This is a genomic window from Paracoccus halophilus (genome assembly GCF_000763905.1).
Taxonomy (GTDB): domain Bacteria; phylum Pseudomonadota; class Alphaproteobacteria; order Rhodobacterales; family Rhodobacteraceae; genus Paracoccus; species Paracoccus halophilus.
This window is the reverse complement of sequence record NZ_JRKN01000008.1, coordinates 21,797-43,677: the sequence shown is the minus strand read 5'-3', so window position 1 is coordinate 43,677 and position 21,881 is coordinate 21,797. Positions and strand designations below refer to the sequence as shown.

20 protein-coding genes and 1 tRNA gene are annotated in these 21,881 nt (G+C 66.8%); 10 read left to right on the top strand and 11 right to left on the bottom strand.

Going from position 1 to position 21,881, the window contains the following annotated elements; translation table 11 throughout:
• The first annotated feature begins 33 nt into the window (after positions 1–33).
• Positions 34–1,389, top strand: coding sequence for an oxygen-independent coproporphyrinogen III oxidase (hemN, locus tag IT41_RS07775; RefSeq protein WP_036740101.1), 1,356 nt, complete (start codon positions 34–36; stop codon positions 1,387–1,389).
• A gap of 67 nt (positions 1,390–1,456) precedes the next feature.
• Here hemN and polA read toward each other — a convergent pair whose 3' ends face one another.
• Complete coding sequence (polA, locus tag IT41_RS07770) at positions 1,457–4,252, bottom strand: DNA polymerase I (protein ID WP_036740100.1); 2,796 nt, start codon at positions 4,250–4,252, stop codon at positions 1,457–1,459.
• A 163-nt stretch (positions 4,253–4,415) separates the two neighbouring features.
• Positions 4,416–4,604: a zinc-finger domain-containing protein gene (locus IT41_RS07765; RefSeq protein WP_036740099.1), complete on the bottom strand. Its 189-nt coding sequence runs from the start codon at positions 4,602–4,604 to the stop codon at positions 4,416–4,418.
• A gap of 69 nt (positions 4,605–4,673) precedes the next feature.
• Between IT41_RS07765 and IT41_RS07760 the strand changes: the two genes are divergently transcribed.
• A complete protein-coding gene (locus tag IT41_RS07760) occupies positions 4,674–5,627 on the top strand; it encodes an ABC transporter ATP-binding protein (RefSeq protein ID WP_036740098.1) in 954 nt (317 codons plus the stop codon).
• A gap of 14 nt (positions 5,628–5,641) precedes the next feature.
• Here the strand turns inward: IT41_RS07760 and IT41_RS07755 are convergent, their stop codons facing one another.
• Positions 5,642–6,016, bottom strand: coding sequence for a histidine triad nucleotide-binding protein (locus IT41_RS07755; protein ID WP_036740097.1), 375 nt, complete (start codon positions 6,014–6,016; stop codon positions 5,642–5,644).
• Positions 6,017–6,027: 11 nt separating this feature from the next.
• A complete protein-coding gene (locus tag IT41_RS07750) occupies positions 6,028–7,605 on the bottom strand; it encodes a DUF5928 domain-containing protein (RefSeq protein ID WP_036740096.1) in 1,578 nt (525 codons plus the stop codon).
• 154 nt (positions 7,606–7,759) lie between these two features.
• Here IT41_RS07750 and IT41_RS07745 point away from each other — a divergent pair, with 154 nt between their 5' ends.
• The 4 genes from IT41_RS07745 (at position 7,760) to IT41_RS07730 (ending at position 11,203) form a co-directional block, all read left to right on the top strand.
• Positions 7,760–8,578, top strand: a complete 819-nt coding sequence (locus tag IT41_RS07745) for a sulfotransferase family protein (RefSeq protein WP_036740095.1) — start codon at positions 7,760–7,762, stop codon at positions 8,576–8,578.
• A 295-nt stretch (positions 8,579–8,873) separates the two neighbouring features.
• Positions 8,874–9,080 (top strand): 50S ribosomal protein L32, encoded by a 207-nt coding sequence (gene rpmF, locus IT41_RS07740; protein ID WP_036740094.1) that lies wholly within the window; start codon positions 8,874–8,876, stop codon positions 9,078–9,080.
• Between the two features lie 24 nt (positions 9,081–9,104).
• Positions 9,105–10,232: a phosphate acyltransferase PlsX gene (gene plsX / locus IT41_RS07735; RefSeq protein WP_036740093.1), complete on the top strand. Its 1,128-nt coding sequence runs from the start codon at positions 9,105–9,107 to the stop codon at positions 10,230–10,232.
• A complete protein-coding gene (locus IT41_RS07730; RefSeq protein WP_036740092.1) occupies positions 10,232–11,203 on the top strand; it encodes a beta-ketoacyl-ACP synthase III in 972 nt (323 codons plus the stop codon). The genes plsX and IT41_RS07730 overlap by 1 nt, the downstream gene beginning before the upstream one ends.
• A gap of 8 nt (positions 11,204–11,211) precedes the next feature.
• Here IT41_RS07730 and IT41_RS07725 read toward each other — a convergent pair whose 3' ends face one another.
• Positions 11,212–11,487, bottom strand: coding sequence for a DksA/TraR family C4-type zinc finger protein (locus IT41_RS07725; RefSeq protein WP_036740091.1), 276 nt, complete (start codon positions 11,485–11,487; stop codon positions 11,212–11,214).
• A 211-nt stretch (positions 11,488–11,698) separates the two neighbouring features.
• On the opposite strand from IT41_RS07725, the gene ihfA reads away from it, so the two are divergent.
• The 4 genes from ihfA (at position 11,699) to IT41_RS07705 (ending at position 13,951) form a co-directional block, all read left to right on the top strand.
• Positions 11,699–12,001, top strand: a complete 303-nt coding sequence (gene ihfA, locus IT41_RS07720) for an integration host factor subunit alpha (RefSeq protein ID WP_036740090.1) — start codon at positions 11,699–11,701, stop codon at positions 11,999–12,001.
• A 4-nt stretch (positions 12,002–12,005) separates the two neighbouring features.
• Positions 12,006–12,617: a MerR family transcriptional regulator gene (locus IT41_RS07715; RefSeq protein ID WP_036740089.1), complete on the top strand. Its 612-nt coding sequence runs from the start codon at positions 12,006–12,008 to the stop codon at positions 12,615–12,617.
• Between the two features lie 125 nt (positions 12,618–12,742).
• Positions 12,743–12,820, top strand: a tRNA-Pro gene (locus tag IT41_RS07710).
• A gap of 60 nt (positions 12,821–12,880) precedes the next feature.
• The gene (locus IT41_RS07705) at positions 12,881–13,951 is read left to right on the top strand and encodes a 2'-deoxycytidine 5'-triphosphate deaminase (RefSeq protein ID WP_036740088.1); all 1,071 of its coding nucleotides are present in this window, start codon (positions 12,881–12,883) and stop codon (positions 13,949–13,951) included.
• A gap of 50 nt (positions 13,952–14,001) precedes the next feature.
• Here IT41_RS07705 and scpB read toward each other — a convergent pair whose 3' ends face one another.
• The 6 genes from scpB to IT41_RS07675 form a co-directional block, all read right to left on the bottom strand.
• Positions 14,002–14,715, bottom strand: a complete 714-nt coding sequence (scpB, locus tag IT41_RS07700; protein ID WP_231564714.1) for an SMC-Scp complex subunit ScpB — start codon at positions 14,713–14,715, stop codon at positions 14,002–14,004.
• Entirely contained in the window at positions 14,712–15,539 is an 828-nt protein-coding gene (locus IT41_RS07695) for a segregation and condensation protein A (RefSeq protein ID WP_036740087.1), read from the bottom strand. The genes scpB and IT41_RS07695 overlap by 4 nt, the downstream gene beginning before the upstream one ends.
• A gap of 72 nt (positions 15,540–15,611) precedes the next feature.
• Positions 15,612–16,598 carry a beta-N-acetylhexosaminidase gene (nagZ, locus tag IT41_RS07690; RefSeq protein WP_036740086.1) on the bottom strand — a complete coding sequence of 329 codons (987 nt, stop codon included), beginning with the start codon at positions 16,596–16,598 and terminating at the stop codon, positions 15,612–15,614.
• Between the two features lie 7 nt (positions 16,599–16,605).
• Entirely contained in the window at positions 16,606–17,736 is a 1,131-nt protein-coding gene (locus IT41_RS07685) for an SPOR domain-containing protein (RefSeq protein ID WP_036740085.1), read from the bottom strand.
• A 67-nt stretch (positions 17,737–17,803) separates the two neighbouring features.
• Complete coding sequence (argS, locus tag IT41_RS07680) at positions 17,804–19,549, bottom strand: arginine--tRNA ligase (protein WP_036740209.1); 1,746 nt, start codon at positions 19,547–19,549, stop codon at positions 17,804–17,806.
• A 106-nt stretch (positions 19,550–19,655) separates the two neighbouring features.
• On the bottom strand, positions 19,656–21,758 hold the full coding sequence (locus IT41_RS07675) for a sodium:proton antiporter (protein WP_081967500.1): 2,103 nt from the start codon (positions 21,756–21,758) through the stop codon (positions 19,656–19,658).
• Positions 21,759–21,881 lie beyond the last annotated feature (123 nt).

The window sequence follows — 21,881 nt, the reverse complement described above, 5'->3', positions numbered from 1 at the left end:
TCCTGGGCGCGTATTGCTGCCAAGGATAACCGCATGGGACAGCAATCGCAACTTGAGCGGCTGGGGCTTTTCGACGCGCGTGTGCCGCGTTACACCAGCTATCCGACCGCGCCGCATTTCACGCCCACGCTGGGCGAGGCGCGGTTTCGCCAATGGATCGCCGCGATTCCCGCCGGCGCGGCGATCTCGCTTTACATGCATGTGCCGTTTTGCCGCAGGTTGTGCTGGTTCTGCGCCTGCCGCACCCAGGGCACGCAATCGGACGATCCGGTGCGCGCCTATGCCCGGGTGCTCATGGACGAACTGGCCATGCTGCGCGCCGAACTGGCGCCCGGCGTCAAACTGTCGCGCCTGCACTGGGGCGGCGGTACGCCCACCCTGATGCCGCCCGAAATGATGCGCCGGGTCGCCGGCGCGGTCCTCGACGCCTTCCCGCTGGCCGAGGGGGCCGAATTCTCGGTCGAGATCGACCCGAACGAGATCGACGATGCCCGCATGGATGCGCTGGCCGAGGCGGGGCTGACCCGCGCCAGCATCGGCGTGCAGGATTTCGACCCCGAGATCCAGAAGACCATCGGCCGCGAACAGAGCTTTGAGCTGACCAGACGCGCCGTGGACATGATCCGCGACCGCGGAATCGCCAGCCTGAACGCCGATATCCTTTACGGTCTGCCGCATCAGGACCCGGTCCGCATCGCGCAATCGGTGCAGAAACTGCTGGCGCTTTCGCCCGACCGGGTGGCGCTTTACGGCTATGCCCATGTGCCATGGATGGCCAGGCGGCAGGTGATGATCCCCTCAGAAGCGCTTCCCGACCCGCAGGGCCGGCTGCGCCTGTTCGAGGTCGCGCGCGAGCTGTTCCTGGCCGATGGCTATGACGAAATCGGCATCGACCATTTCGCCCGCCCCGGCGACGGGCTGGCGCAGGCGCAGAAATCCGGGCTGCTGCGGCGCAATTTCCAGGGCTATACCGATGACCGGGCCGAGGTGCTGATCGGCCTCGGCGCCTCCTCGATCTCGCGCTTTCCCCAGGGATATGCGCAGAACGCCCCGGCCACCGGCGCCCATACCGGCGCCATCCGCGCGGGCCGCTTCTCGACCACGCGCGGCCATGCCTTCACCGCCGAGGATACATGGCGCGCGCGCATGATCGAGGCATTGATGTGCGATTTCCGCATCGATGCGCAGGAATTCATCCGCGATCACGGCTTCGACCAGTCCGCCCTCACCCGGCTCTTCGCGCCGGTGACCGAACGTTTCGGCCCCATGGTCGAGGCCGGCCCGCACGGCCTTCATATCCGCCCCGAGGGACGCTCGCTCACCCGCATGATCGCCCAGATGTTCGATGCCTATGACATGGCCGCCTCGGGCCATTCATCCGCGATCTAGAAAACCGCCCAGGCTTCTTCTTCACCCAAATATCCATGCGGCCCCGCCACCGGCGCGGACGCATGGATCAATGCGCCTCGGCCCAGCTTGCCCCCTGCCCGGCCTCGACGACCAGCGGCACATCCAGATGCACGGCCGGATCGGCGGCGCCCTCCATGACCGCGCGCGCCGCCGCGATCAGATCGTCCACCGCGCCCTCCTCGACCTCGAAGACCAGTTCGTCATGGACCTGTAGCAGCATGGTCGCCGGCAGGCCGGAAATCGCCTCGGGCATGCGGATCATGGCGCGGCGGATGATATCGGCCGCCGCCCCCTGGATCGGCGCGTTGATCGCCGCACGCCGCGCGCCGCCGGCCGCCGGCCCGGACTGGTTGATCCCGGGCGTCATGATGCGCCGCCCGAACAGCGTGCGCACGAAACCGTTCTCCTTGGCATCGGCGACGGTGCTGTCCATATAGGCGCGAATCTCCGGAAAACGCTCGAAATAGGTGTCGATGAAGGCCTGCGCCTCGCTCCTCGGGATGCGCAGGTTCCGCGCCAGCCCAAAGCCGGAAATCCCGTAGATCACCCCGAAATTGATCGCCTTGGCGCGACGGCGGATCATCGGATCCATCCCCTCGACCGGCACGCCGAACATCTGGCTGGCGGTCATCGCGTGAATGTCGATCCCCTCGCGAAAGGCCTGTTTCAGCGCCGGGATGGCGGCGACATGGGCCAGGATGCGCAGCTCGATCTGGCTGTAGTCCAGGCTGACCAGCCGCATCCCCGGCGCGGCGATGAACGCCTCGCGGATGCGTCGCCCCTCCTCGGTACGCACCGGAATGTTCTGCAGGTTCGGATCGGTCGAGGCCAGCCGCCCGGTCTGCGCGCCCGCGATGGAATAGCTGGTATGAACGCGCCCCGTCTCGGGATTGACGAAGGTCGGCAGCGCATCGGTATAGGTCGATTTCAGCTTGGAGAGCTGCCGCCAGTCCAGCACCCGGGCCGGCAGGTCATGGCCTTCGGCGGCCAGATCCTCCAGCACATCGGCGCTGGTCGAATAGGCGCCGGTCTTGCCCTGCTTGCCGCCCGTCAGGCCCATCTTGTCAAACAGGATCTCGCCGAGTTGCTTGGGGCTGCCCGGATTGAAGCTTTCCCCGGCCAGGCCGTGGATTTCATCCTCGAGCCCCGCCATCTTCTGCGCAAAGGCGTTGGACATCCGCTTCAGATGTTCGGCATCGATGCGGACGCCCGCCATCTCCATCGCGGCCAGCACCGGCACCATCGGCCGCTCCAGCCGCTCATAGGCGGTGGTCACGCGGTTCGGGGCCAGTTTCGGGCGGAAATGGTGCCACAGTCGCCAGGTCACCTCGGCATCCTCGGCGGCATATTCGCCGGCCTTGTCGATCGCCACCTGCGCGAAACCGATCTGCGCCTTGCCCGAGCCGATCAGCGCCTTGATCGGCACGCAGTCGTGACCCAGATATTCCCGGGCCAGCTCATCCATGCCATGATTATGGGCACCGGCGTTCAGCGCATAGGACAGCAGCATGGTGTCGTCGATGGGCGCCATGCGGATGCCGTGACGGGCCAGGATCTTCCAGTCATATTTGATGTTCTGGCCGATCTTCAGCACCGCCGCGTCTTCCAGCACCGGCTTCAGCATCTCCAGCGCGCGCGCCATCGGCATCTGCCCCGCCGCCCGCGCGCCCGAGCCGAACAGATCCGCCGCCCCATCGACATGACCCAGCGGCAGATAGGCCGCGCGCCCCGGCCCGGTGCATAGCGAGACACCGACCAGTTCCGCCTGCATCTCATCGAGCCCGGTCGTCTCGGTATCGATGGCGACGACGCCTTTCTCGGCGATCTCGGCCAGCCATTCGGCCAGGGCCTCCTCATCGCGGATGATGGTGTAAAGGCTGCGCTCGATGGCGGGCAGTTCGGCGCCCTCGGCCTGCGCGGGCGCGGCTTCGGGCGGCGGCGGCGCCTCGGCGCCGAAACGCTCGGCCACGCGATTGGTCAGCGTGCGGAATTCCATCCGGGTCAGGAAATCCAGCAGCGCCCCCGGCTCCGGCTCGCGGATCGACAGGGTGTCAAAGCCGAAATCCAGCGGCGTGGCGCAATCCAGCTGCACCAGCCGTTTCGAGATGCGGATCTGCTCGGCGTTCTCGATCAGGGTCTGGCGGCGCTTGGGCTGCCTGATCTCTTCGGCGCGCGCCAGCAGCGTCTCCAGATCGCCATATTCGCCGATCAGCTGCGCGGCGGTCTTGATGCCGATGCCGGGCGCACCGGGCACGTTATCGACGGAATCGCCGGCCAGCGCCTGCACATCCACCACCCGCTCGGGTCCGACGCCGAATTTCTCGCGCACCTCGTCTGGGCCGATGGCCTTGCCCTTGATCGGGTCCAGCATCTCGACGCCGCCGCCGACCAGCTGCATCAGATCCTTGTCCGAACTGATGATCGTCACCCGCCCGCCGGCCTCGCGCGCCTGACAGGAAAGCGTGGCGATGATGTCATCCGCCTCGTAGCCCTCGGTCTCGATACAGGCGATGTTGAAGGCCCGCGTCGCCTCGCGGGTCAGCGGAAATTGCGGCCGCAGATCCTCGGGCAGTTCCGGCCGGTTCGCCTTGTAGAGCGGATAGATATCGTTGCGGAACGTCTTGGCGGAATGGTCGAAGATCACCGCCGCATGGGTCGGCGCATCGCTGCCATTGCCGTCCTGGATATATTTCCACAGCATGTTGCAAAAGCCCGCCACCGCCCCGATCGGCAACCCGTCCGAGCGCCGCGTCAGCGGCGGCAAGGCATGATAGGCGCGAAAGATGAAGGCCGAGCCGTCGATCAGATGCAGATGATGGCCCTTGCCGAAACCTTCAACCATTTGCGCCCCCATGCCACAGCCTCGTTGCCGACCCTTCTGCCACGAAGGCGCCCGGCCGCCAACCCCGACCGCGGGGGCGCGGGCGCCGGTTCTCTTTCATGCAAATATCCCCGCCGGAGGCATCGCAACGGCGCCGCCGGCAGGACATGGACGCTTGCGCGCCCTAGTGATCCTCGTGGGCGCGCGCGCGATCAATCTCGAAACGCTTGTCGCAATAGCCGCAATCGATCCAGCCGGTATCGCGCGGAATGGCCAGCCAGACGCGCGGATGGCCAAGGCCGCGGGCGGGATCGCCGTCGCAGGCGACTTTCCACGAGGTCACGATCTGGGTCTCGGGGGCCGGAAGGGTCATGGCGGTTCCTTGAGCTCTGACGACAAACGCGGTTAAACCGTGCCGTAACATAATCACAGTGACACGCCGATGCCAGTCCCGGAAGCCAAGCCGATCGACACCCGCAACGCCATTGAAATCAAGGGCCTGACCAAGCTCTATGCCGCCGCCGGCGGCAATCCGGCCAAACCGGCGCTCAAGGGGCTGGACCTGGCGATTCCCGCCGGCGCGATCTTCGGGCTTCTGGGACCGAACGGCGCCGGAAAATCGACCACGATCAACATTCTAGCCGGGCTGGTGCGCAAGAGCTCGGGCCAGGTCACGATCTGGGGCTTCGACCAGGACGTGAACCCGCGCCAGTCCCGGGCCGCCATCGGCGTCATGCCGCAGGAGCTGAACATCGACCCGTTCCTGAGCCCGCGCGCCAGCCTCGAGGTGCAGGCCGGGCTTTACGGCGTGCCGAAATCCGAACGCTGGACGGATGAGCTTCTGGAACTGGTCGGCCTGACCGAACAGGCGGAAAGCTATTCGCGCCATCTTTCGGGGGGGATGAAACGGCGGCTCCTGCTGGCCAAGGCGCTGGTCCACCGGCCGCAGGTGCTGGTGCTCGACGAGCCGACGGCCGGGGTCGATATCCAGCTGCGCGAGATGCTGTGGCAGAACGTGCGGCGGCTGAACGAACAGGGCATGACCATCATCCTGACCACGCATTACCTCGAGGAGGCCGAGGAAATGTGCGACCATATCGCGATCATCGACCGGGGCGAGCTGATCCTGTCCGAGGATACCCGCAGCCTTCTGGGCCGCGCCGATGCCAAGACGCTGGTGATCGACACGGGCGAGTCGCGCGCCCTGCCCGCCCTGCCCGAAAGCGCCCGCGCCGAGCGGCGCGGGGATGGCCGGCTGGCGATCAGCTACGCCCCCTCGCGCGTCCCGACCGACAGCCTGATCGACGCGCTGCGCGCCGCCTCGCTGCCGATCCGCGATGTCGCGGTCGAGGCCCCGGATCTGGAGGATGTGTTTCTCCGGATGACCTCGCGCTGAGCGATCCCGCCGCCTCAGGCGGGGGCGACCATGCGTCCCATCACGCGGCCGCCAAGGATATGCATGTGGAAATGCGGCACCTCCTGCACACCATGCGCGCCGGCATTGGTGATGGCGCGAAACCCCTGGCCACCGTCCAGGTCCAGCTTCAGGTCGCGGGTGATCCTGGCCACGGCGCGGTGGAAATCGACGATCTCGGCGTCGCTGGCATTGCCGGCGAAATCCTCGTAGCTGACATAGGGGCCCTTGGGGATCACCAGAACATGTACCGGCGCCTGCGGCCGGATGTCGCGAAAGGCCAGCGTGTGCTCGGTCTCCAGCACGGTATCATTGGGGATTTCCTTGCGCAGGATGCGGGCAAAGATATTGCTGTCGTCATAGGCGGGCATGTCGCTGCTCCTCAGTCGGTGAAAAGATGTTCGGTCTTGGCAAGTCTTGTCGCGATCTCGGGCGAGACATCCAGGAAACGCCCAAGTTCGGCCGCATTATCGGCGGGTTCGCGCCAGGGGGCGATGGTGTGAAAGCCGGCATAGCCCATGTCGCGCAACCGCTCGGCCTCGTATTCCAGATCCGCCTTGACGGTGCGCATCAGCCGCTCGACCACCTCGGGCGCGGTCTGCGCCCCGGCCAGCCCGACCCGGCCGATATGGCCGCGCACATAGGCGCTGTCGAAATCCGATTCGATCAGCAGCAGCCGCGCCTCGGCCTTGTCGCCCATCAGATCCTCGATCAGATAAAGCGCCGAGGGGTCGAGACAAATCACCATGCGGCTGGCCTCGAACTGCTCGAAAAGCAGGCGCAGCAGCGCGCGGCGATGGCGGTCCCGCTTGCCCAGCGTGGTCTCGACGCCGCCCAGGTCGGGCAGATGCGCCTCCATTTCGTTGAACAGGTAATCCACGGCCGGGATGCCCGCCTCGGCCCGGATCGCTGCGGTCAGGCGCTTGGCGACATGCCATTTCTTGGCCACCACCAGCAGCAGCGTATTGTCGCGCCCCAGGCTGCTTTCGGTTTCCCAGAAGCGCTGGCCGAAGCGGCGGCCGATCCGTCCGCGGCCGGTCAGAAAGCGAAACAGCCCCGTCGCCTCGTTCGAGATCGGGAAATGCACGCCGCTGGCCGCCCATAATGCCCCCAGACGTTCGCGCAGGCGCAGCGCCTCGGGGCTGATCTTGCGCGCGAACAGATAATCCTGCCCGATCAGAAGATTGAAATGGTCGTTATAGAATGTCACCGGCATGCCGTAATCGGTGAACACCAGATAGGTCAGCGTACGACGCCGGATCTCCTTGCGGGGCACGACATGGGGCACCACGGTCTGGAAGAACGTCTCGTCCGGGATCCATGTGGTCGAAAAGAACTGCAGCACATCGGGCCGGGTGTCGCAGAATTCCAGCACCTTCTCGACGGTCTGGCGGCGCAGGCACCACCATTGCGAGCCGATCATCACCTGAATGTCGGCGGGAACCCGCCGCGTGATGCCAAGGCGCTTCTGGATCTCGAAGCTGGTATAGAACAGCTTCTTGCTCAGCCGTTCGTTGAACCAGTGGCGATAGATCAGCCGCTCTTCCTTGAAGCCGGTCTTGATCCAGTCGGATTCGAAGAAATCGAAGTTCTCGATGTAATCGCAATCCTCGGCGTCCAGAAAAGCATGGGCGTATTCGGCCGATTTGATCGGCATGCAATCGCCCGAGAGCATGTAGAAATGCGTCGCCAGCGGGAAGGCGCCGACCGCCGCCCGCACCGCTTCCAGCGTGGCGCCCACCAGCGACCATTCGCCCCAGCCGCATTTCCAGCGCCGCGCCGCGAAGGCGACCGAAGGATCGTCCGCCAAGGCCTTGCGCACGCGTTCGAAATCGCGGGCGGGGGCGCGGGCATCGTAATGGATCGACACGTAATCGCCGGACGCCGTAAGCCGCTGCGCCTGCGCGATCACCCCCATGGGATCCTTGTGACACAGCAGAATGAAGGCGATGCGCGACATCGTGGTGAAATCCCGTTCTGTCCCGGCCGCGCACCGCTTCTAGCAGGTTGAATCTCGGCCGGCGATTTGCTTTGTGTCCATAACGATTTTAGCCGGGCGGGCAACCCGGCGCCGATGAGAGTTCGGCCATGCCAGTTTGAATGAGGACAAGAAAATGGGTTTCCCCGGTACCTGGATGACCGAAAGCGCCAGCATGATCTATCGCGTGGTGCCCAAATGCGCCTGCTCGTCGATCGGGCAGATCATGTATTATTCCGATCACGGCAGGTATTTCGACGGCGATATCCACGATGCGACCAGCGGCATTCTCAAATGGAACCAGGCCGAGAACCAGGCCGGGATCGAGGAAAGCGTCAAGACGCACAGCGCGCTGACCTTTACCTGCGTGCGCAATCCCTATGGCCGGATCCTGTCCTCCTTTTTCGACAAGATCGCCGGCATCCAGCGCAACGGCAACCGCTATCGCGGCAATCTGGTGCCGCAGCTGATCCAGCGCTACGGCATCGAGGTCGGCGACCCCGGCAACGATTTCCAGTTCGACCAGATCAAGAGCTTTCGCCGCTTCCTGCTGTTCGCCCGCGACACCATCCGCTGGCGCCGCCCGATGGAGCCGGATATCCACTGGTCCTCGATGGCGGGCCATATCTCGACCTTCATCGTGAATGGCGGCCGCTACGACCAGATCTTTTTCACCGAGCGGTTCAACGAGGGCATGCAGAAGGTTCTGGATGCCGCGCCGACCCGCGTCAGGCTGGACGTGAACGACGCGCCCCGGTTCAACGAATCGGAAGGCCATGGTCCCAAGCGCGCCCATAAGGTCAGCGAATATTTCGACGACCTGTCGCGCCACCTGATCTGGGAAATCTACAAGAAGGATTTCCAGCTGTTCAAATACGACTTTGACGATCCGGACAACAAGCTGCCAAGGCAAGAGGTCGATCTGGACGAGGTTCACGCCAAGCTGGGCCGCTGAACCCGGTGCAGCCCCGGTTGCAGCCCCGCCCGCAGCCCCGTCTTGTCGGCCCGGCCACATCACCCGCGGCCCTGTCGCGCTAGGGCGAAAATTCCCCTTGCAACAGGCGAAATTCCGGCTATTTTCGCCCGTTCAATCGACCGGCGGGGGAATCCCGGACCGCGGCCCCCGCTCAGCGAAGATCGATTCGCGACTTGCGGCCAAGGTATTCGTGGCCTATGCCCGCCCAGATCCGAAACACTGAAATCCGGGGCCGCCCGAATGGGTCGCCCCCCGAACTGCTTGAGGTTGAGACATGGCCGTCCCTCAGAATCGCGTAACCCGGTCCCGCCGCAACATGCGCCGCGCGCATGATGCCCTGGTCGCCGGCAACCCGAACGAATGCCCCAGCTGCGGCGAATTGAAGCGTCCGCACCACGTCTGCCCGTCCTGCGGTCACTATGCCGACCGCGAAGTCGTGGCGCAGGCCAATGAGGTCGATCTGGACGACGACGCGGCATAAGCCGTCAGTCAGCCACCACCGATCATGGTTTCTTCCGAGACGAACTCCGCTGCGGGGCGCCCTTGCTCCGCGCCCGGTGTGGTGATTTCCGTTGACGCGATGGGCGGCGATCGCGGTCCCGCCGCGGTCGTGGCCGGGATCACCGCAAGCGCCGCGAAGAACCCGGATATCCGCTTCATCGTCCACGGCCCGCGGGCCGAACTGGAACAGCTGATCGCGCGCCGCAGCGGTCTGGCCGCGCGTTGCGACATCCGCGACGCGGCGGGCGTGGTCACCATGGACGACAAGCCCAGTCAGGTGCTGCGCAAGGGCGAGGGCACCTCGATGTGGTCGGCCGTCGAATCGGTTCGCCTGGGCGAGGCGACGGCGGCCGTTTCTTGCGGCAATACCGGCGCGCTGATGGCGCTGTCGATGATGCGGCTGCGTAAGCTGCCGGGCGTCAACCGCCCGGCCATCGCCTGCCTCTGGCCCTCGCGCAATCCGCAGGGGTTCAATGTCATGCTTGATTGCGGCGCCGATATCCGCGCCGATGCGCAGGATCTCGTGACCTTCGCGCTGATGGGCACATCCTATGCCCGCAACGGTCTGGGGCTGGCGCGTCCGCGTGTCGGCCTGCTGAATGTCGGGACCGAGGATCACAAGGGCCGCCCCGAGATGAAGCAGGCCCATGAGCTGATGCCGGCCACCGCCGAGGCGGCGAATTTCGACTATGTCGGTTTCGTCGAGGGAGGCGATCTGCCCTCGGCCCGGGTCGATGTCATCGTGACCGACGGCTTTACCGGCAATGTCGCGCTGAAAACCGGCGAGGGGACGGCCAAGCTGGTCGGCGATTTCCTGCGTGACGCCTTTGCCAATTCGATCATGTCGAAATTCGCGGCGCTTCTGGCGATGAGCTCGCTCAAGCGGCTGCAAAAGCGGATCGACCCGCGCCGGGTGAATGGCGGCGTGTTCCTGGGGCTGAACGGCACGGTGGTGAAATCGCATGGCTCGGCCGATTCCACCGGCATTTCGGCGGCGATCAAGCTGGCCTTCCGGCTCGCTGAATCGGGCTTTCAGGACCGGCTGGCGGCGCGCGTGGCGCAGACCGCGGCCCTTGGCGCGGCCGATGCGCCAGATGACAACGACAAGAACGAGATTGAGGGAACGGGCTGATGCGGCGCGCGATCATCCGGGGAACCGGGCATTATCTGCCTGAGCGTGTGGTCGAGAACAGCTGGTTCGAGGACAAGCTGGACACCTCCGACGAATGGATTCGCACGCGCACCGGGATCGAGCGGCGCCATTTCGCCGCCGAGGACGAGCGCACGAGCGATCTTGGCATCCGCGCCGGCCGCGCCGCGCTGCAGGATGCCGGCATCCCTGCCGAGCGTCTGGATGCGGTGATCGTCGCCACCTCGACCCCGGACCTGACCTTCCCTTCGGTCGCGACCATGGTGCAGGCCGGGCTGGGGATGAAAGGCGGCTTCGCCTATGATCTGCAGGCCGTCTGCGCGGGCTTTGTCTATGCGCTGGCCAATGCCGACGCGATGATCCGCGCCGGGCTTGCCGATCGCGTGCTGGTCATCGGCGCCGAGACCTTCAGCCGGATCATGGACTGGACCGATCGCGGCACCTGCGTGCTGTTCGGCGACGGCGCCGGCGCCGTGCTGCTGGAAGCCACCGAGGCCGAGGGCAGCTCGGCGGATCGCGGCATCCTGGCGACCGACCTGAACAGCGACGGCCAGTATCGCGATCTGCTTTATGTCGATGGTGGCGTGGCCTCGACCGGGACGGCCGGGCATCTGCGGATGCAGGGCAATCTGGTGTTCCGCCACGCCGTCGAGAAACTGGCCGAGACCGCGCATCGCGCCCTCGACAAGGCCGGGCTCGCCCCCGAGCAGGTGGACTGGCTGGTGCCGCATCAGGCCAATCTGCGCATCATCGAGGCCACCGCCCGACGCATGCACCTGCCGATGGAAAAGGTCGTGCTGACGGTCGCCGATCACGGCAATACCTCGGCCGCCTCGATCCCGCTGGCCCTGTCGGTCGCCAATGCCGAAGGCCGGTTCTCCCCCGGCCAGGTGCTGGTGGCCGAGGCCATCGGCGGCGGTCTGGCCTGGGGTTCGGTGGTTCTGCGCTGGTAGGCCCGGCCTCAGCGCAGCTGCGAATCCTTTGATCCGCGCCGGTTGATTCCCGCGCTTGGCCGCCATGCCCGGTCGCGCACCGACTGGCAGTTGACGCAACGCCGCACGCCGGGGATCGCGGCGCGGCGCGCCTGCGGGATCGGCTCATCGCATTCGTCGCAGAACTCGGCGCTCTCGCCGGCCGCGCCTTGCGCCCGGCGCAGCCGCATCCGCGCGATCGCCTCTTGCGTCGAGGCCTCGATCTGCTCGCTTACCGAATCGTCGCGGGCCCAGCCACCGGCCATCGGATCGCCCTTCCATTCCCGTTTTTTAACACGATAGCGGCGATTTCTGCCCCGTCAAATGCCCCGAATACGGGATTTGCGCGGGGTTTCGCCGGTAAGACGCGAATAATGTGGAACAAAATCGCCGTTCCGGGCTTAGGGAGCAAGCCGCGGTTGTTGACTCGGAACGCCAAAAAATACCATCCTCGCTAAATATCATGAGGTTACCACGATGAGCGACTCTACCCTGACCCGCATGGATCTGGCCGAAGCCGTATTCCGCGAGGTGGGCCTTTCCCGACATGAATCGGCGCAGCTTGTCGAAAGCGTACTTGGTCACATTTCCGACGCCCTTGTCCGCGGCGAGCAGGTCAAGATCTCATCCTTCGGCACGTTTTCGGTGCGCGAGAAGAACGAGCGGATCGGCCGCAATCCCAAGACCGGCGAAGAGGTTCCGATCACGCCGCGCCGGGTCCTGTCCTTTCGTCCCTCGCATCTGATGAAGGACAGGGTCTCGGCCGGAAACAAGCGCTGAACGAATGAACAAGTCGCCCGACGCTTTTCGTTCCATCGGAGAGGTATCCCGCCTCGTTGGCGTCGCGCCGCATGTCCTTCGCTATTGGGAAACCCAGTTTTCCCAGCTTTCGCCGGTCAAACGCGCAGATGGCCGACGATATTACCGCCCCGACGACGTGCGCCTTGCCGCCGGCCTGTGCCAGGTGCTGCGCGAGGAAGGGCTGAGCATCCGCGGCGCGAAACGGCTGATCTCGGCCGATCGCGGAGCCGGACTGCGCAAGATCGGCATGGCCCGGCTGGACGAGAATCTGGGCGAAACGGCCGAGGCGGCACAGGAACCCCGCGCCCCGGCCGTGCGACTTGCGGTGCCCGCCACACCGCCACCCGAGACGGTCGACAAGACCACTGGCGGCGGCGCGCAGCCCCGCGCGCCAGACCCTGCCCCCGCCGCGCCGCGCCGCCGCCCGGCCGCCGGGGCGCTGCCCCTCTTCCCCGAGATCGACCGCGCCCCCAGAGCGGAATGGCTGACCCGGCTGGTCGCCACCGCCGCCGCCCTGCGCCTTCGGGAAATGCAGGGCAAGCCCTTGCAGCCAAGGGCAAAAAAGCTGCGCGACAGCCTGAACGGCGCGCGCTAGACCGGCATGGCTGCGTTACCTTCATCGCCCGGCCCGGGGTCAAGCGCGGCAAATCCCGAACGGGTCGTTTTTTCCGCGCTTCGCCCCTTGTGCTGCCTGCCCGCTTGCCTCTATATGGCCGGCGTCGGGCCGTGGCGCAGCCTGGTTAGCGCGTCCGTCTGGGGGGCGGAAGGCCGCGAGTTCGAATCTCGCCGGCCCGACCATTCCGAAAACGCCCATCCCCATCCGGGGGTGGGCGTTTCCCTTTACGCCGGGAGGCAAGCGTGAACGGTGTCCTGCCCGATACCCGCCTGAAACAGCTGATCGCGGCCGGCGCCATCGCCGCCGAAACCCCGATCCTGCCGGAACAGATCCAGCCCGCCAGCCTGGACCTGCGCCTTGGCGCCAGCGCATGGCGGCTGCGCGCCTCGTTCCTGGCCGGGCGCGGGCGGAAGGTCAGCGAAAGGCTCGCCGATTTCGAGATGCACCGCATGGATCTGAGCGCCGGCGCGGTGCTGGAAAAGGGCTGCGTCTATCTGGTGCCGCTGCAGGAGCGGCTGGCCCTGCCACCGGGGCTGGACGCGGTCGCCAATGCCAAAAGCTCGACCGGGCGGCTGGATCTGCTGACCCGGCTGGTGACCGATGACGGCACCGAGTTCGACCGCCTGCCCGAAGGCTATGACGGCCCGCTTTACGCCGAAATCTGCCCGCGCAGTTTCTCGGTCCTGGTGCGGCCGGGGATGCGGCTGAACCAGTTGCGGCTGCGGCAGGGTCAGGCGGTGCTGTCGGATGCCGATCTGCGGGCGCTGCACGGGCGCGAGCCGCTGGTGAACGGCCCCGCCCTGATCGACGAGGGTTTGGGCTTTTCCGTCGATCTGCGGCCCGCATCCGGCGATCTGGTCGGCTATCGCGCGCGTCCCCATAGCGGCGTGATCGACCTCGACCGGATCGGCGCCTATGACGCCCGCGATTTCTGGGACGAATTGCGCACCAAGGACGGGCAGCTGATCCTCGACCCCGGCGCCTTCTATATCCTGGTCAGCCGCGAGGCGGTGGCGATCCCGCCCGATTACGCCGCCGAAATGGCCCCCTATCTGGCCATGGTGGGCGAGTTCCGGGTGCATTATGCCGGGTTTTTCGACCCCGGTTTCGGGCATGGCGCATCGGGACATGGCGCGCGCGGCGTGCTCGAGGTGCGCTGTCACGAGGCCCCCTTTGCGCTGGAACACGGGCAGGTCGTCGGGCGGCTGGTCTATGAACGCATGTCGGCGCGGCCCGAGCGGTTATATGGCAGCGACATCGCCTCGAACTATCAGGGTCAGGGGCTGAAGCTGGCCAAGCAGTTCCGTAACTGAGTTTGTTTCTGAATATTTACGCTTTCATTCAGCAACTTACGAAAATATTCTTATTCACTTTCGAATAGGTCATCCGCCGGGATATCGCTGTCACCGTCATCGGCCTCGTCCTGCCCGGCTTCGAACATGTTCGGCACCATTCCTTCGCCCGGCGGGCGCGATTCCAGCAGCCCGGCGGCGCGAAGCTCGGCCAGTCCCGGCAGGTCGCGGGCGCTTTCCAGCCCGAAATGATCCAGAAATGTCTCGGTCACGACGAATGTCACCGGGCGGCCAGGCGTCTGGCGGCGGCGGCCGATACGCACCCATTCCATTTCGATCAGCTGGTCCAGCGTGCCGCGGCTGACGGCGACGCCGCGGATTTCCTCGATCTCGGTGCGGGTGACGGGCTGGTGATAGGCGATGATCGCCAGCGTCTCGGTCGCGGCGCGCGACAGGCGGCGCGTCTCGACCACGCTTTCCTGCATCAGGAATGCCAGATCGCCCGCCGTGCGAAAGGCCCAGGCATCGCCCACGCGGGTCAGTTGCACGCCCCGCCCCTCGTAACGGCTGCGCAGCGCCTGCACGGCCTCGGCCGCGTCGCAGCCCATGGGCAGACGGGCGGCGATCTCGCGCAGGCTCATCGGCTGGGCCGAGGCGAAAAGCACCGCCTCGACCATGCGCTCCTGTTCGGCGAGCGGCGGCGGCGGGAAACGCTGGGGGTCGGTCTCCGGAGCGCTCTCCTGCGCGGTTTCTGGCAGGTCGGTCGAGTCGAAGTCGGAGTTCATTGCGGGCGCCTGCGGATGGTGATCGGGGCAAAGCTTTCGGTCTGGCGCAGCTCCAGCGCGCCCTGCCGCGCCAGTTCCAGCGTCGCGGCGAATGTCGCGGCAGTGGCCGAGCGGCGGCGCCTGGGGTCGCTCTCCCAGCCATCGGGCAGGAAATCGGCAAGCTGCGTCCAGTCGCCGGCGAAACCGATCAGACCGCGCACGCGCTCAAGCGCCTGTTCCATGGTGAACACATCGCGCCGGTCATAGGCATAGGGGCGGAACTCGTCCTTGGTGCGCAGCCGGGCATAGGCGCGCATCAGGTCGATCAGCCCGGCCTGCCACGAGACCTGACGCGCCCGGGTCACGGTTTCGGGCGCGCCGCGCACAAAGCGATCCTGCCCCAGCCGGTCGCGCGCCATCAGCCGCGCCGCCGCCTCGCGCATGGCCTGCAGCCGCTCAAGCTGAAAGGCCAGATGCGCGGCCATATCCTCGGCCGAGGGGCCTTCGGCCTCGGGGTCGGGGGGCAGCAGCAGGCGCGATTTCAGAAAGGCCAGCCAGGCCGCCATCACCAGATAATCGGCGGCCAGTTCGATGCGCAGCGCGCGGGCCTGTTCGACAAAGGCCAGATACTGGTCGGCCAGTTCAAGGACCGAGATCTGCATCAGATCGACCTTCTGCGTGCGCGACAGCGTGAGCAGCAGGTCCAGAGGCCCCTCGAAGCCCGAGACATCGACCACCAGCACCTCTTCGGCGCGGCGCTCATCGACGCTTTGCGGCGCGGCCGCCTGTTCGGCGGGTTCCGGCGCGGGGTCGGGCACGGGGGTCAGATAAGGGACTTTGGTCATAGGCCGTCAGGCGCCCGGTTGAACAGCTTGGATCGGCGCAGAATCCGCCATGCGCCGGCCATAGTCAACCGATCAGGCCGCCAGCCCGCCCAGCCGGCCCAGTTCCGCCCGCAATTCCGCCACCTCCGCCGGTTGCGGCGCGCGGCGCAGGGCCAGCGCGGATGCGGCGCGGGCGGCAGCGCGCGGGGTCATCGCGCCTGCGGCGGCGACGATCTCCTCCATCTCGGGGCGAGTCTCGTTGCAGGACAGGACCAGATCGCAGCCGGCGGCGATGATCGCCCCGGCGCGTTCCGCCATGCCGCCCGACAGCGCCTGCATGCCGATATCGTCCGACATGAGCAGGCCGTCAAAGCCGATGCGGTTGCGGATCAGGTCGATCACCGGGCGCGAGGCCGTGGCGGGCGCGTCGTCGATGGCGGCAAAGCGGATATGCGCGGTCATCGCCATGGGCAGATCGGCCAGCGCGGCAAAGGGCGCGAAATCCGTGGCCAGCAATTCGACCAGCGGCGCCTCGACCAGCGGCAGGTCCTTGTGGCTGTCCACCCGCGCCCGGCCATGGCCCGGCATGTGCTTGACCACCGGCAGCACCCCCGCCGCCAGCAGCGCATCGGCGGCGATCCGGCCCAGCCGCGCCACGGTCGCGGCGTCGCTGCCAAGGCAGCGGTTGCGCAGAAAGGGATGCGTGTCGTCGCGCGCGATGTCCAGAACCGGCGCGCAATCGGCATCGATCCCCATCGCCCGGAGTTCCAGCGCCATCAGGTGATGGTGCAGCCAGATCGCGCGTTCGCCATTCGCGGCCTGATCCAGCGGCGCCGGCCAGTCGGTCCAGTGCGGCGCGCGCATGCGCTGGACGCGCCCGCCCTCCTGGTCGATCAGCACCGGGGCATCGCGGCCGACCGCCTCGCGCAATTCGGCGGTCAGGCGGCGCAGGCGGTCGGGCGTGTCGATATTGCGCCCGAACAGGATAAAGCCCCAGGGATCGGCCGCGCGAAAGAAATCCCGCTCGGCCGCAGTCAGATCGGGTCCGGCGATACCGCCAAGGATGGTCGCGCCGGTCATGCCGGGATCACTTTGCGGTGGCCGGGATGCAGTCGGTGCCCCCGGCGATCAGCGCCGCGCAGAAGCGCCGCGCCTCGTCGCGCGAGGCAAAGCCCGAGGCCCGCAGCCGCCAGAAGGTGCGGCCGTTGGTCTCGTGGCGCTGCACCACCATGCCCTTGCCCGAGAAGAGGCCGCCGAACTTGCCCGACACCCGCTTCCATTCGCCGGTGGCCAGCGCCTCGCTGTCGAAAGCCCCGATCTGGGCCAGCGCCGCACCCGCGGCGGCCGGAGCCGGGGCCGGGGTCTGGGCTGCCGGAGCGGGTGCGGACGCGGTTGCCGGACGGCTGCTTTCCGTTGCGGCAACCGGCGCGGCGGCGGCCAGCCGGCGCGGGCGCGGTGCCGGACGCGCGGAACTGGCCACTGCCGGAGGGGTCGCGATATCGGCCGCAGCCTGAGCGAGCGCGGTGTTGATCGCCACGTCGAGCGCCTCGTTCCCGGCCAGATCGGTCACCACGTCGTTCACCGCCGCCTCGACGGCCGGCACGTCCGAGATCACCGCATCCTCGACGGCGCTGGCCATGTCCTCCGCCGCGGCCTCGCCATCGGGACGCGCGATCACCCGCGCGGAATCGTCGGGCAAGGGCAGTTCCACCGGATGCGAGGGTTCTTGCGCGATCGAGCCCAACTCGCCCATCGCGACGTCCTGATCCTGCAGCCGCGCCGATTGCGGCGCCAGCGCGACCCGGTCCGTCGATGCCGGCTCGGCGCCGGCGGCGACCTCGTTCACGGCAAGGCCGGTCCGGGCGGTCAGCGCGCCGCCCGGATCTTCGGGGGCGGTACGGGCATCGCCTTCGACGGCGCGAATCACCGGCACGCCCGAGACATCGCGCATGACCAGCTCGAAGCCCCAGACCGCCAGAATGACGATCAGCCCGACCGAGACCAGCGCACCGACATAATGGGTCAGCCGCGTTAGCCGCCTGCCCAGGGACAGCGGCTCGGGCGAATCGGCATAGCCGTAGCGTTCGTCCCAGCCGTCATCCTGAAATTCGTCCTGGTAATCCTGCTGCGCGTCCTGCGCATAGGGATAGTCCTGCGACAGCCGGTTGGGCTGCGACCCCTCAAACCCGCCCGAAGAGCGGAAATCTACCACCGTCATACCTGCCTGCCTGCCGGTTGTTCCAGCGCTGCTCGTTTATCTGCTCGCCCCGGCAGGCACGCCTTGTTCAGCGCATTTCTCTGGCCGGAGTCACGCCAAGGATACCAAGACCGGCCGAAATGACAACGCCGACCGCGCGAACCAGTGCGATTTTCGCGGCCGTCGTGGCAGCCTCGCCCTCCTGGACAAAGCGCAGGGCGGGCTCGTCATTGCCGCGGTTCCACAGCGAATGCAGGTCCGAGGCGATATCGTAAAGGAAAAACGCGATCCGGTGCGGCTCGTGCGCGCGGGCGGAGATTTCGACGATGCGTGGCCATTCTGCAACTTTCCGGGCCAGATCCAGCTCGGCCGGATGGTCCAGACGCGCCAGATCGGCCGCCGCCAACGCCGCGTCCGAGGTCTCGACGCCCTGCCCGGCCGCCTTGCCCAGGACCGAATTCACCCGCGCGCTGGCATATTGCACATACCAGACCGGGTTGTCCTTGGACTGTTCCAGCACACGCGCGAAATCGAAATCCAGCGCCGCATCGTTCTTGCGGGTCAGCATATGAAAGCGGGTCACATCGGCGCCCGCCTGTTCGACCACATCGCGCAGGGTGACGAAGGTCCCTGCCCGCTTGGACATCTTGAAGGGCTCGCCATTCCTGAACAGCCTGACCAGCTGGATCAGCTTGGCATCCAGCGGCACGCGGCCGTTGGACAGTGCCTTGACGACCGCCTGCAGGCGCTTGACATAGCCGCCGTGATCGGCGCCCAGCACGTCGATCAGCTGGTCGAAACCGCGTTCGATCTTGTCCCAGTGATAGGCGATATCGGGGGCGAAATAGGTCCAGCTGCCATCGGATTTCTGGATCGGCCGGTCCTGATCGTCGCCAAAGGCGGTGGATTTGAACAGGAGTTGCTCGCGCGCCTCCCAATCCTCGGGCAGCTTGCCCTTGGGCGGCTCGAGCGTGCCGCGATAGATCAGGCCGGCGGCGCGCAGGCGTTCGATCGCGGCCTCGATCCGGCCGGTGCCGTAAAGCGCCTTTTCGCTGGAGAACACGTCCATCCGGACACCCAGCAGCGCCAGATCGTCGCGGATCATCGCCATCATCGCATCGGTGGCAAAGACGCGGATCTCGGCCAGCCATTCCTCTTCGGGCCGGTCGATCAGGCTGTCGCCGTATTTTTCCTTGAGCGCCTGCCCGACCGGGATCAGGTAATCGCCGGGATAAAGCCCCTCGGCGATCTGCGGCTCGAGCCCGTTCGCCTCGCGATAGCGTTCATAGGCCGAGCGCGCCAGCACATCGACCTGCGCGCCGCCATCGTTGATGTAATATTCGCGCGTGACCTCATGGCCCGCGAAATCCAGCAGCGCCGCCAGCGCATCGCCGAAGACCGCGCCGCGCGTATGGCCGACATGCATCGGCCCGGTCGGGTTGGCGCTGACGAATTCGACGTTGATTTTCGTGCCGTTGCCCATGGTCGAGCGGCCGTAATCCGCCCCCGCCAGCAAGGCCGCACGGATCACGCCCTGCCATTCGGCGGGCGCAAGGCGCAGGTTCAGAAAGCCCGGCCCCGCCACCTCGGCCGCGGTGATACGCGGATCGGCGGCCAGCCGCGCGGCCAGCGTCTCGGCAATCTCGCGGGGTTTCCGGCCGGCGGGCTTGGCCAGCACCATCGCCGCATTGGTCGCCATATCGCCATGGGCCGGGTCTCGCGGCGGCTCGACCGTGACATTCGCGGTGTCGAGTCCGGCGGGCAGTTCGCCCGCCTGTTCCATCTGCGCCAGCGCGTCCGTCACCAGCGCGCGGATATCCGAAAAGAGGTTCATGGCATCCATCCTGAAGATCGCCCGGGGGATAGACCCTGCCATGTGGGGACGTCAACCATGGCCGCGCGGCGGCGCAAGGAAACAGACCGCCCGGCCGCGCCCGGACCTAGCCGGTCTTGCCGTCCTTGGCCTTGCCCCGGGGTTTTGCCTTGCCCCCGGTCTTGCCCTTGGCAGCGGACTTGCCCTTGGCAGCGGCATCAGCCTTGGGCTTGCCCTTTCCTGTTCCGGCCGTCGCGCCATCCTCCAGCCCCTCGCGGGCGACGGCGCGGCCGGCGTCATCGCTGGCGGCGGCATCCTCCTCTCCGGGATGTTCGACTGCGCCCGAACCCTCGCCGCGCTTGACGGCCCGGGCCTCGGCCTTGGCGACTTCGCGGGCTTGCTGCGCGGCTTCGCTTTCCTGGCGGATGCGCTCGGCGGTCTCGGGCGGGATCAGGCTGATGATATGCATGTCGGCGCGGCCCTCCATGCGGTCGGGATCGCCGACGAATTGCAGCTTGCCACGGTCCACCACGGCCAGTGGAATGACCTCGGGCCGGGATTGGCGCCAGTCGTCCAGCGTATATTCCTCGGTCAGGCGGGTGGCGCGGAAGATCCAGCCCTCGGCCAGGAGGTCCAGATATTGCGCCAGCGTGCGGTTGCCGTTCACCGTCCGGCCGCCCAGCTGGCTGGGCAGGGCATGGCGGGGCCGGTCCTCCTTGTGGCGGGCCAGTTGCCAGATCGCCTCGCGCCCGAATTCGGGGGCCAGGTCGGTGGCGACCAGCGTGTTGTAGGCATCGTTGTCCGACGCGACGAGGATCGCGTGATAGGCCAGGAACTCGACGCTGTTCTCGGCCGCCTCGGACAGGATATCGCCGTAGAAATGCGGCACGCCGGCGCTGCGCGCGGTCTGAAGATGGCCGCGATTGGGGTCGGTGATCAGCACGTTCACATCGGCCTTTTCCAGCGCCTTGGCCAGCCCTGTGGCGAAAAGCGAGCCGCCGACGATAAGCAGCCCCGGACGGTCGCCCGAGGTCAGCCCCAGGGCCCGCGCCAGCGGCGCCAGGGTAAAGCCGTGCAGCACCACCGTCGCCACCACCAGCACGAAGGCCAGCGGCGTCAGCAGCGCGCCGTCCGGGATGCCCTCGGCCACCAGCCTTTCGCCGAACACGCCCGAGACCGCGACCAGCACCACGCCGCGCGGCCCGGTCAGCGCGATCAGCAGCTTTTCGCGCCAGGGCAGATCGGTGCCGATCAGCGAGATCATCACGGTCAGCGGCCGCACCAGCAGCACCACCGCCACGATAAAGGCCACCGCGCGCCAGTCGAGCGCGCCCAGATCCTGGAATTTCACCCCCGCCGCCAGCAGGATGAACACGCCCGAGACCAGCAGGATGGTGGCGCTTTCCTTGAAACGGTAGATCTCGGAATAGCTGGGCAGATCGGCATTGGCGATCAAAAGGCCCATGACCGTGACCGCCAGCAGCCCGCTTTCATGCAGCACCATGTCGGCACCGGCGAATACCGCGATGACGGTGACGAACAGCAGCGGCACCTTCATGTATTCGGGCACCAGATTGCGGCGAAAGGCAGCCGCGACGCCATAGCCCGCCGCAACCCCCAGAAGGGTGGCGAAGCCGATGCCGCGAAGCAGTTCCCAGATCGCCTGGACCTCGCCCAGATCCTGCTTGCGCGTCAGCACGACCAGCAGCGCGATCACCGCCGCCAGCGCGCCAAGCGCGTCGTTGACGATCGCCTCCCATTGCAGGACCTGGGCGGGGCGCGTGCGCAGCCGCGCCTGCCGCAGAAGCGGCGCGATCACCGTCGGCCCGGTCACGATCATGATGCCGCCAAAGACGATCGAGGCCTGCCATTCCAGCCCGGCGATCAGGTTCAGCGCCAGCGCCGAAAGCAGCCAGCCCAGCGGTGCCCCCAGATAGACCAGCCGCCGGACCGCGCTGCGCGCATCGGCCAACTGGTGCAGGTTCAGGGTCAGGCCGCCCTCGAACAGGATCACCGCGACGGCCAGCGCGATCATCGGCTGCAGCAGATCGCCGATATCGCGCTCGGGCAGGAAGATGCCGGTGACCGGCCCGAGGATCAGCCCCGCGGCCAGCATCAGAACGATCGCCGGCAGGCGAAAACGCCAGGCCAGCCACTGCGCACCGACCCCGGCGATCCCGATTATGGCAAAGGCCTCCATGGGGCTCAGCCCCGCTGTTTCCGCTGCCATATTGCCCCGCATATATGTTTCCGATGCTGCGGCATAACGGCGCCGCGCGCCCAGACGTTCCCGCAAACAGGTCCCGCGTCAATGAAAACCCGCATCTGATTGACGCAGAGCGGGTTTTCAGTT

Bases quoted from the DNA above. Each gene is read 5' to 3' on its own strand.
- IT41_RS07675 (WP_081967500.1), bottom strand. From the start codon at position 21,758: ATGGCAGCGGAAACAGCGGGGCTGAGCCCCATGGAGGCCTTTGCCATA.
- IT41_RS07755 (WP_036740097.1), bottom strand. From the start codon at position 6,016: ATGCCCGCCTATGACGACAGCAATATCTTTGCCCGCATCCTGCGCAAG.
- nagZ (WP_036740086.1), bottom strand. From the start codon at position 16,598: ATGACCGGCGCGACCATCCTTGGCGGTATCGCCGGACCCGATCTGACT.
- IT41_RS07685 (WP_036740085.1), bottom strand. From the start codon at position 17,736: ATGACGGTGGTAGATTTCCGCTCTTCGGGCGGGTTTGAGGGGTCGCAG.
- hemN (WP_036740101.1), top strand. From the start codon at position 34: ATGGGACAGCAATCGCAACTTGAGCGGCTGGGGCTTTTCGACGCGCGT.
- IT41_RS07765 (WP_036740099.1), bottom strand. From the start codon at position 4,604: ATGACCCTTCCGGCCCCCGAGACCCAGATCGTGACCTCGTGGAAAGTC.
- IT41_RS07715 (WP_036740089.1), top strand. From the start codon at position 12,006: ATGAACAAGTCGCCCGACGCTTTTCGTTCCATCGGAGAGGTATCCCGC.
- ihfA (WP_036740090.1), top strand. From the start codon at position 11,699: ATGAGCGACTCTACCCTGACCCGCATGGATCTGGCCGAAGCCGTATTC.
- polA (WP_036740100.1), bottom strand. From the start codon at position 4,252: ATGGTTGAAGGTTTCGGCAAGGGCCATCATCTGCATCTGATCGACGGC.
- IT41_RS07745 (WP_036740095.1), top strand. From the start codon at position 7,760: ATGGGTTTCCCCGGTACCTGGATGACCGAAAGCGCCAGCATGATCTAT.
- IT41_RS07725 (WP_036740091.1), bottom strand. From the start codon at position 11,487: ATGGCCGGTGGCTGGGCCCGCGACGATTCGGTAAGCGAGCAGATCGAG.
- IT41_RS07730 (WP_036740092.1), top strand. From the start codon at position 10,232: ATGCGGCGCGCGATCATCCGGGGAACCGGGCATTATCTGCCTGAGCGT.
- rpmF (WP_036740094.1), top strand. From the start codon at position 8,874: ATGGCCGTCCCTCAGAATCGCGTAACCCGGTCCCGCCGCAACATGCGC.
- argS (WP_036740209.1), bottom strand. From the start codon at position 19,549: ATGAACCTCTTTTCGGATATCCGCGCGCTGGTGACGGACGCGCTGGCG.
- IT41_RS07750 (WP_036740096.1), bottom strand. From the start codon at position 7,605: ATGTCGCGCATCGCCTTCATTCTGCTGTGTCACAAGGATCCCATGGGG.
- scpB (WP_231564714.1), bottom strand. From the start codon at position 14,715: ATGAACTCCGACTTCGACTCGACCGACCTGCCAGAAACCGCGCAGGAG.
- IT41_RS07760 (WP_036740098.1), top strand. From the start codon at position 4,674: ATGCCAGTCCCGGAAGCCAAGCCGATCGACACCCGCAACGCCATTGAA.
- plsX (WP_036740093.1), top strand. From the start codon at position 9,105: ATGGTTTCTTCCGAGACGAACTCCGCTGCGGGGCGCCCTTGCTCCGCG.
- IT41_RS07695 (WP_036740087.1), bottom strand. From the start codon at position 15,539: ATGACCAAAGTCCCTTATCTGACCCCCGTGCCCGACCCCGCGCCGGAA.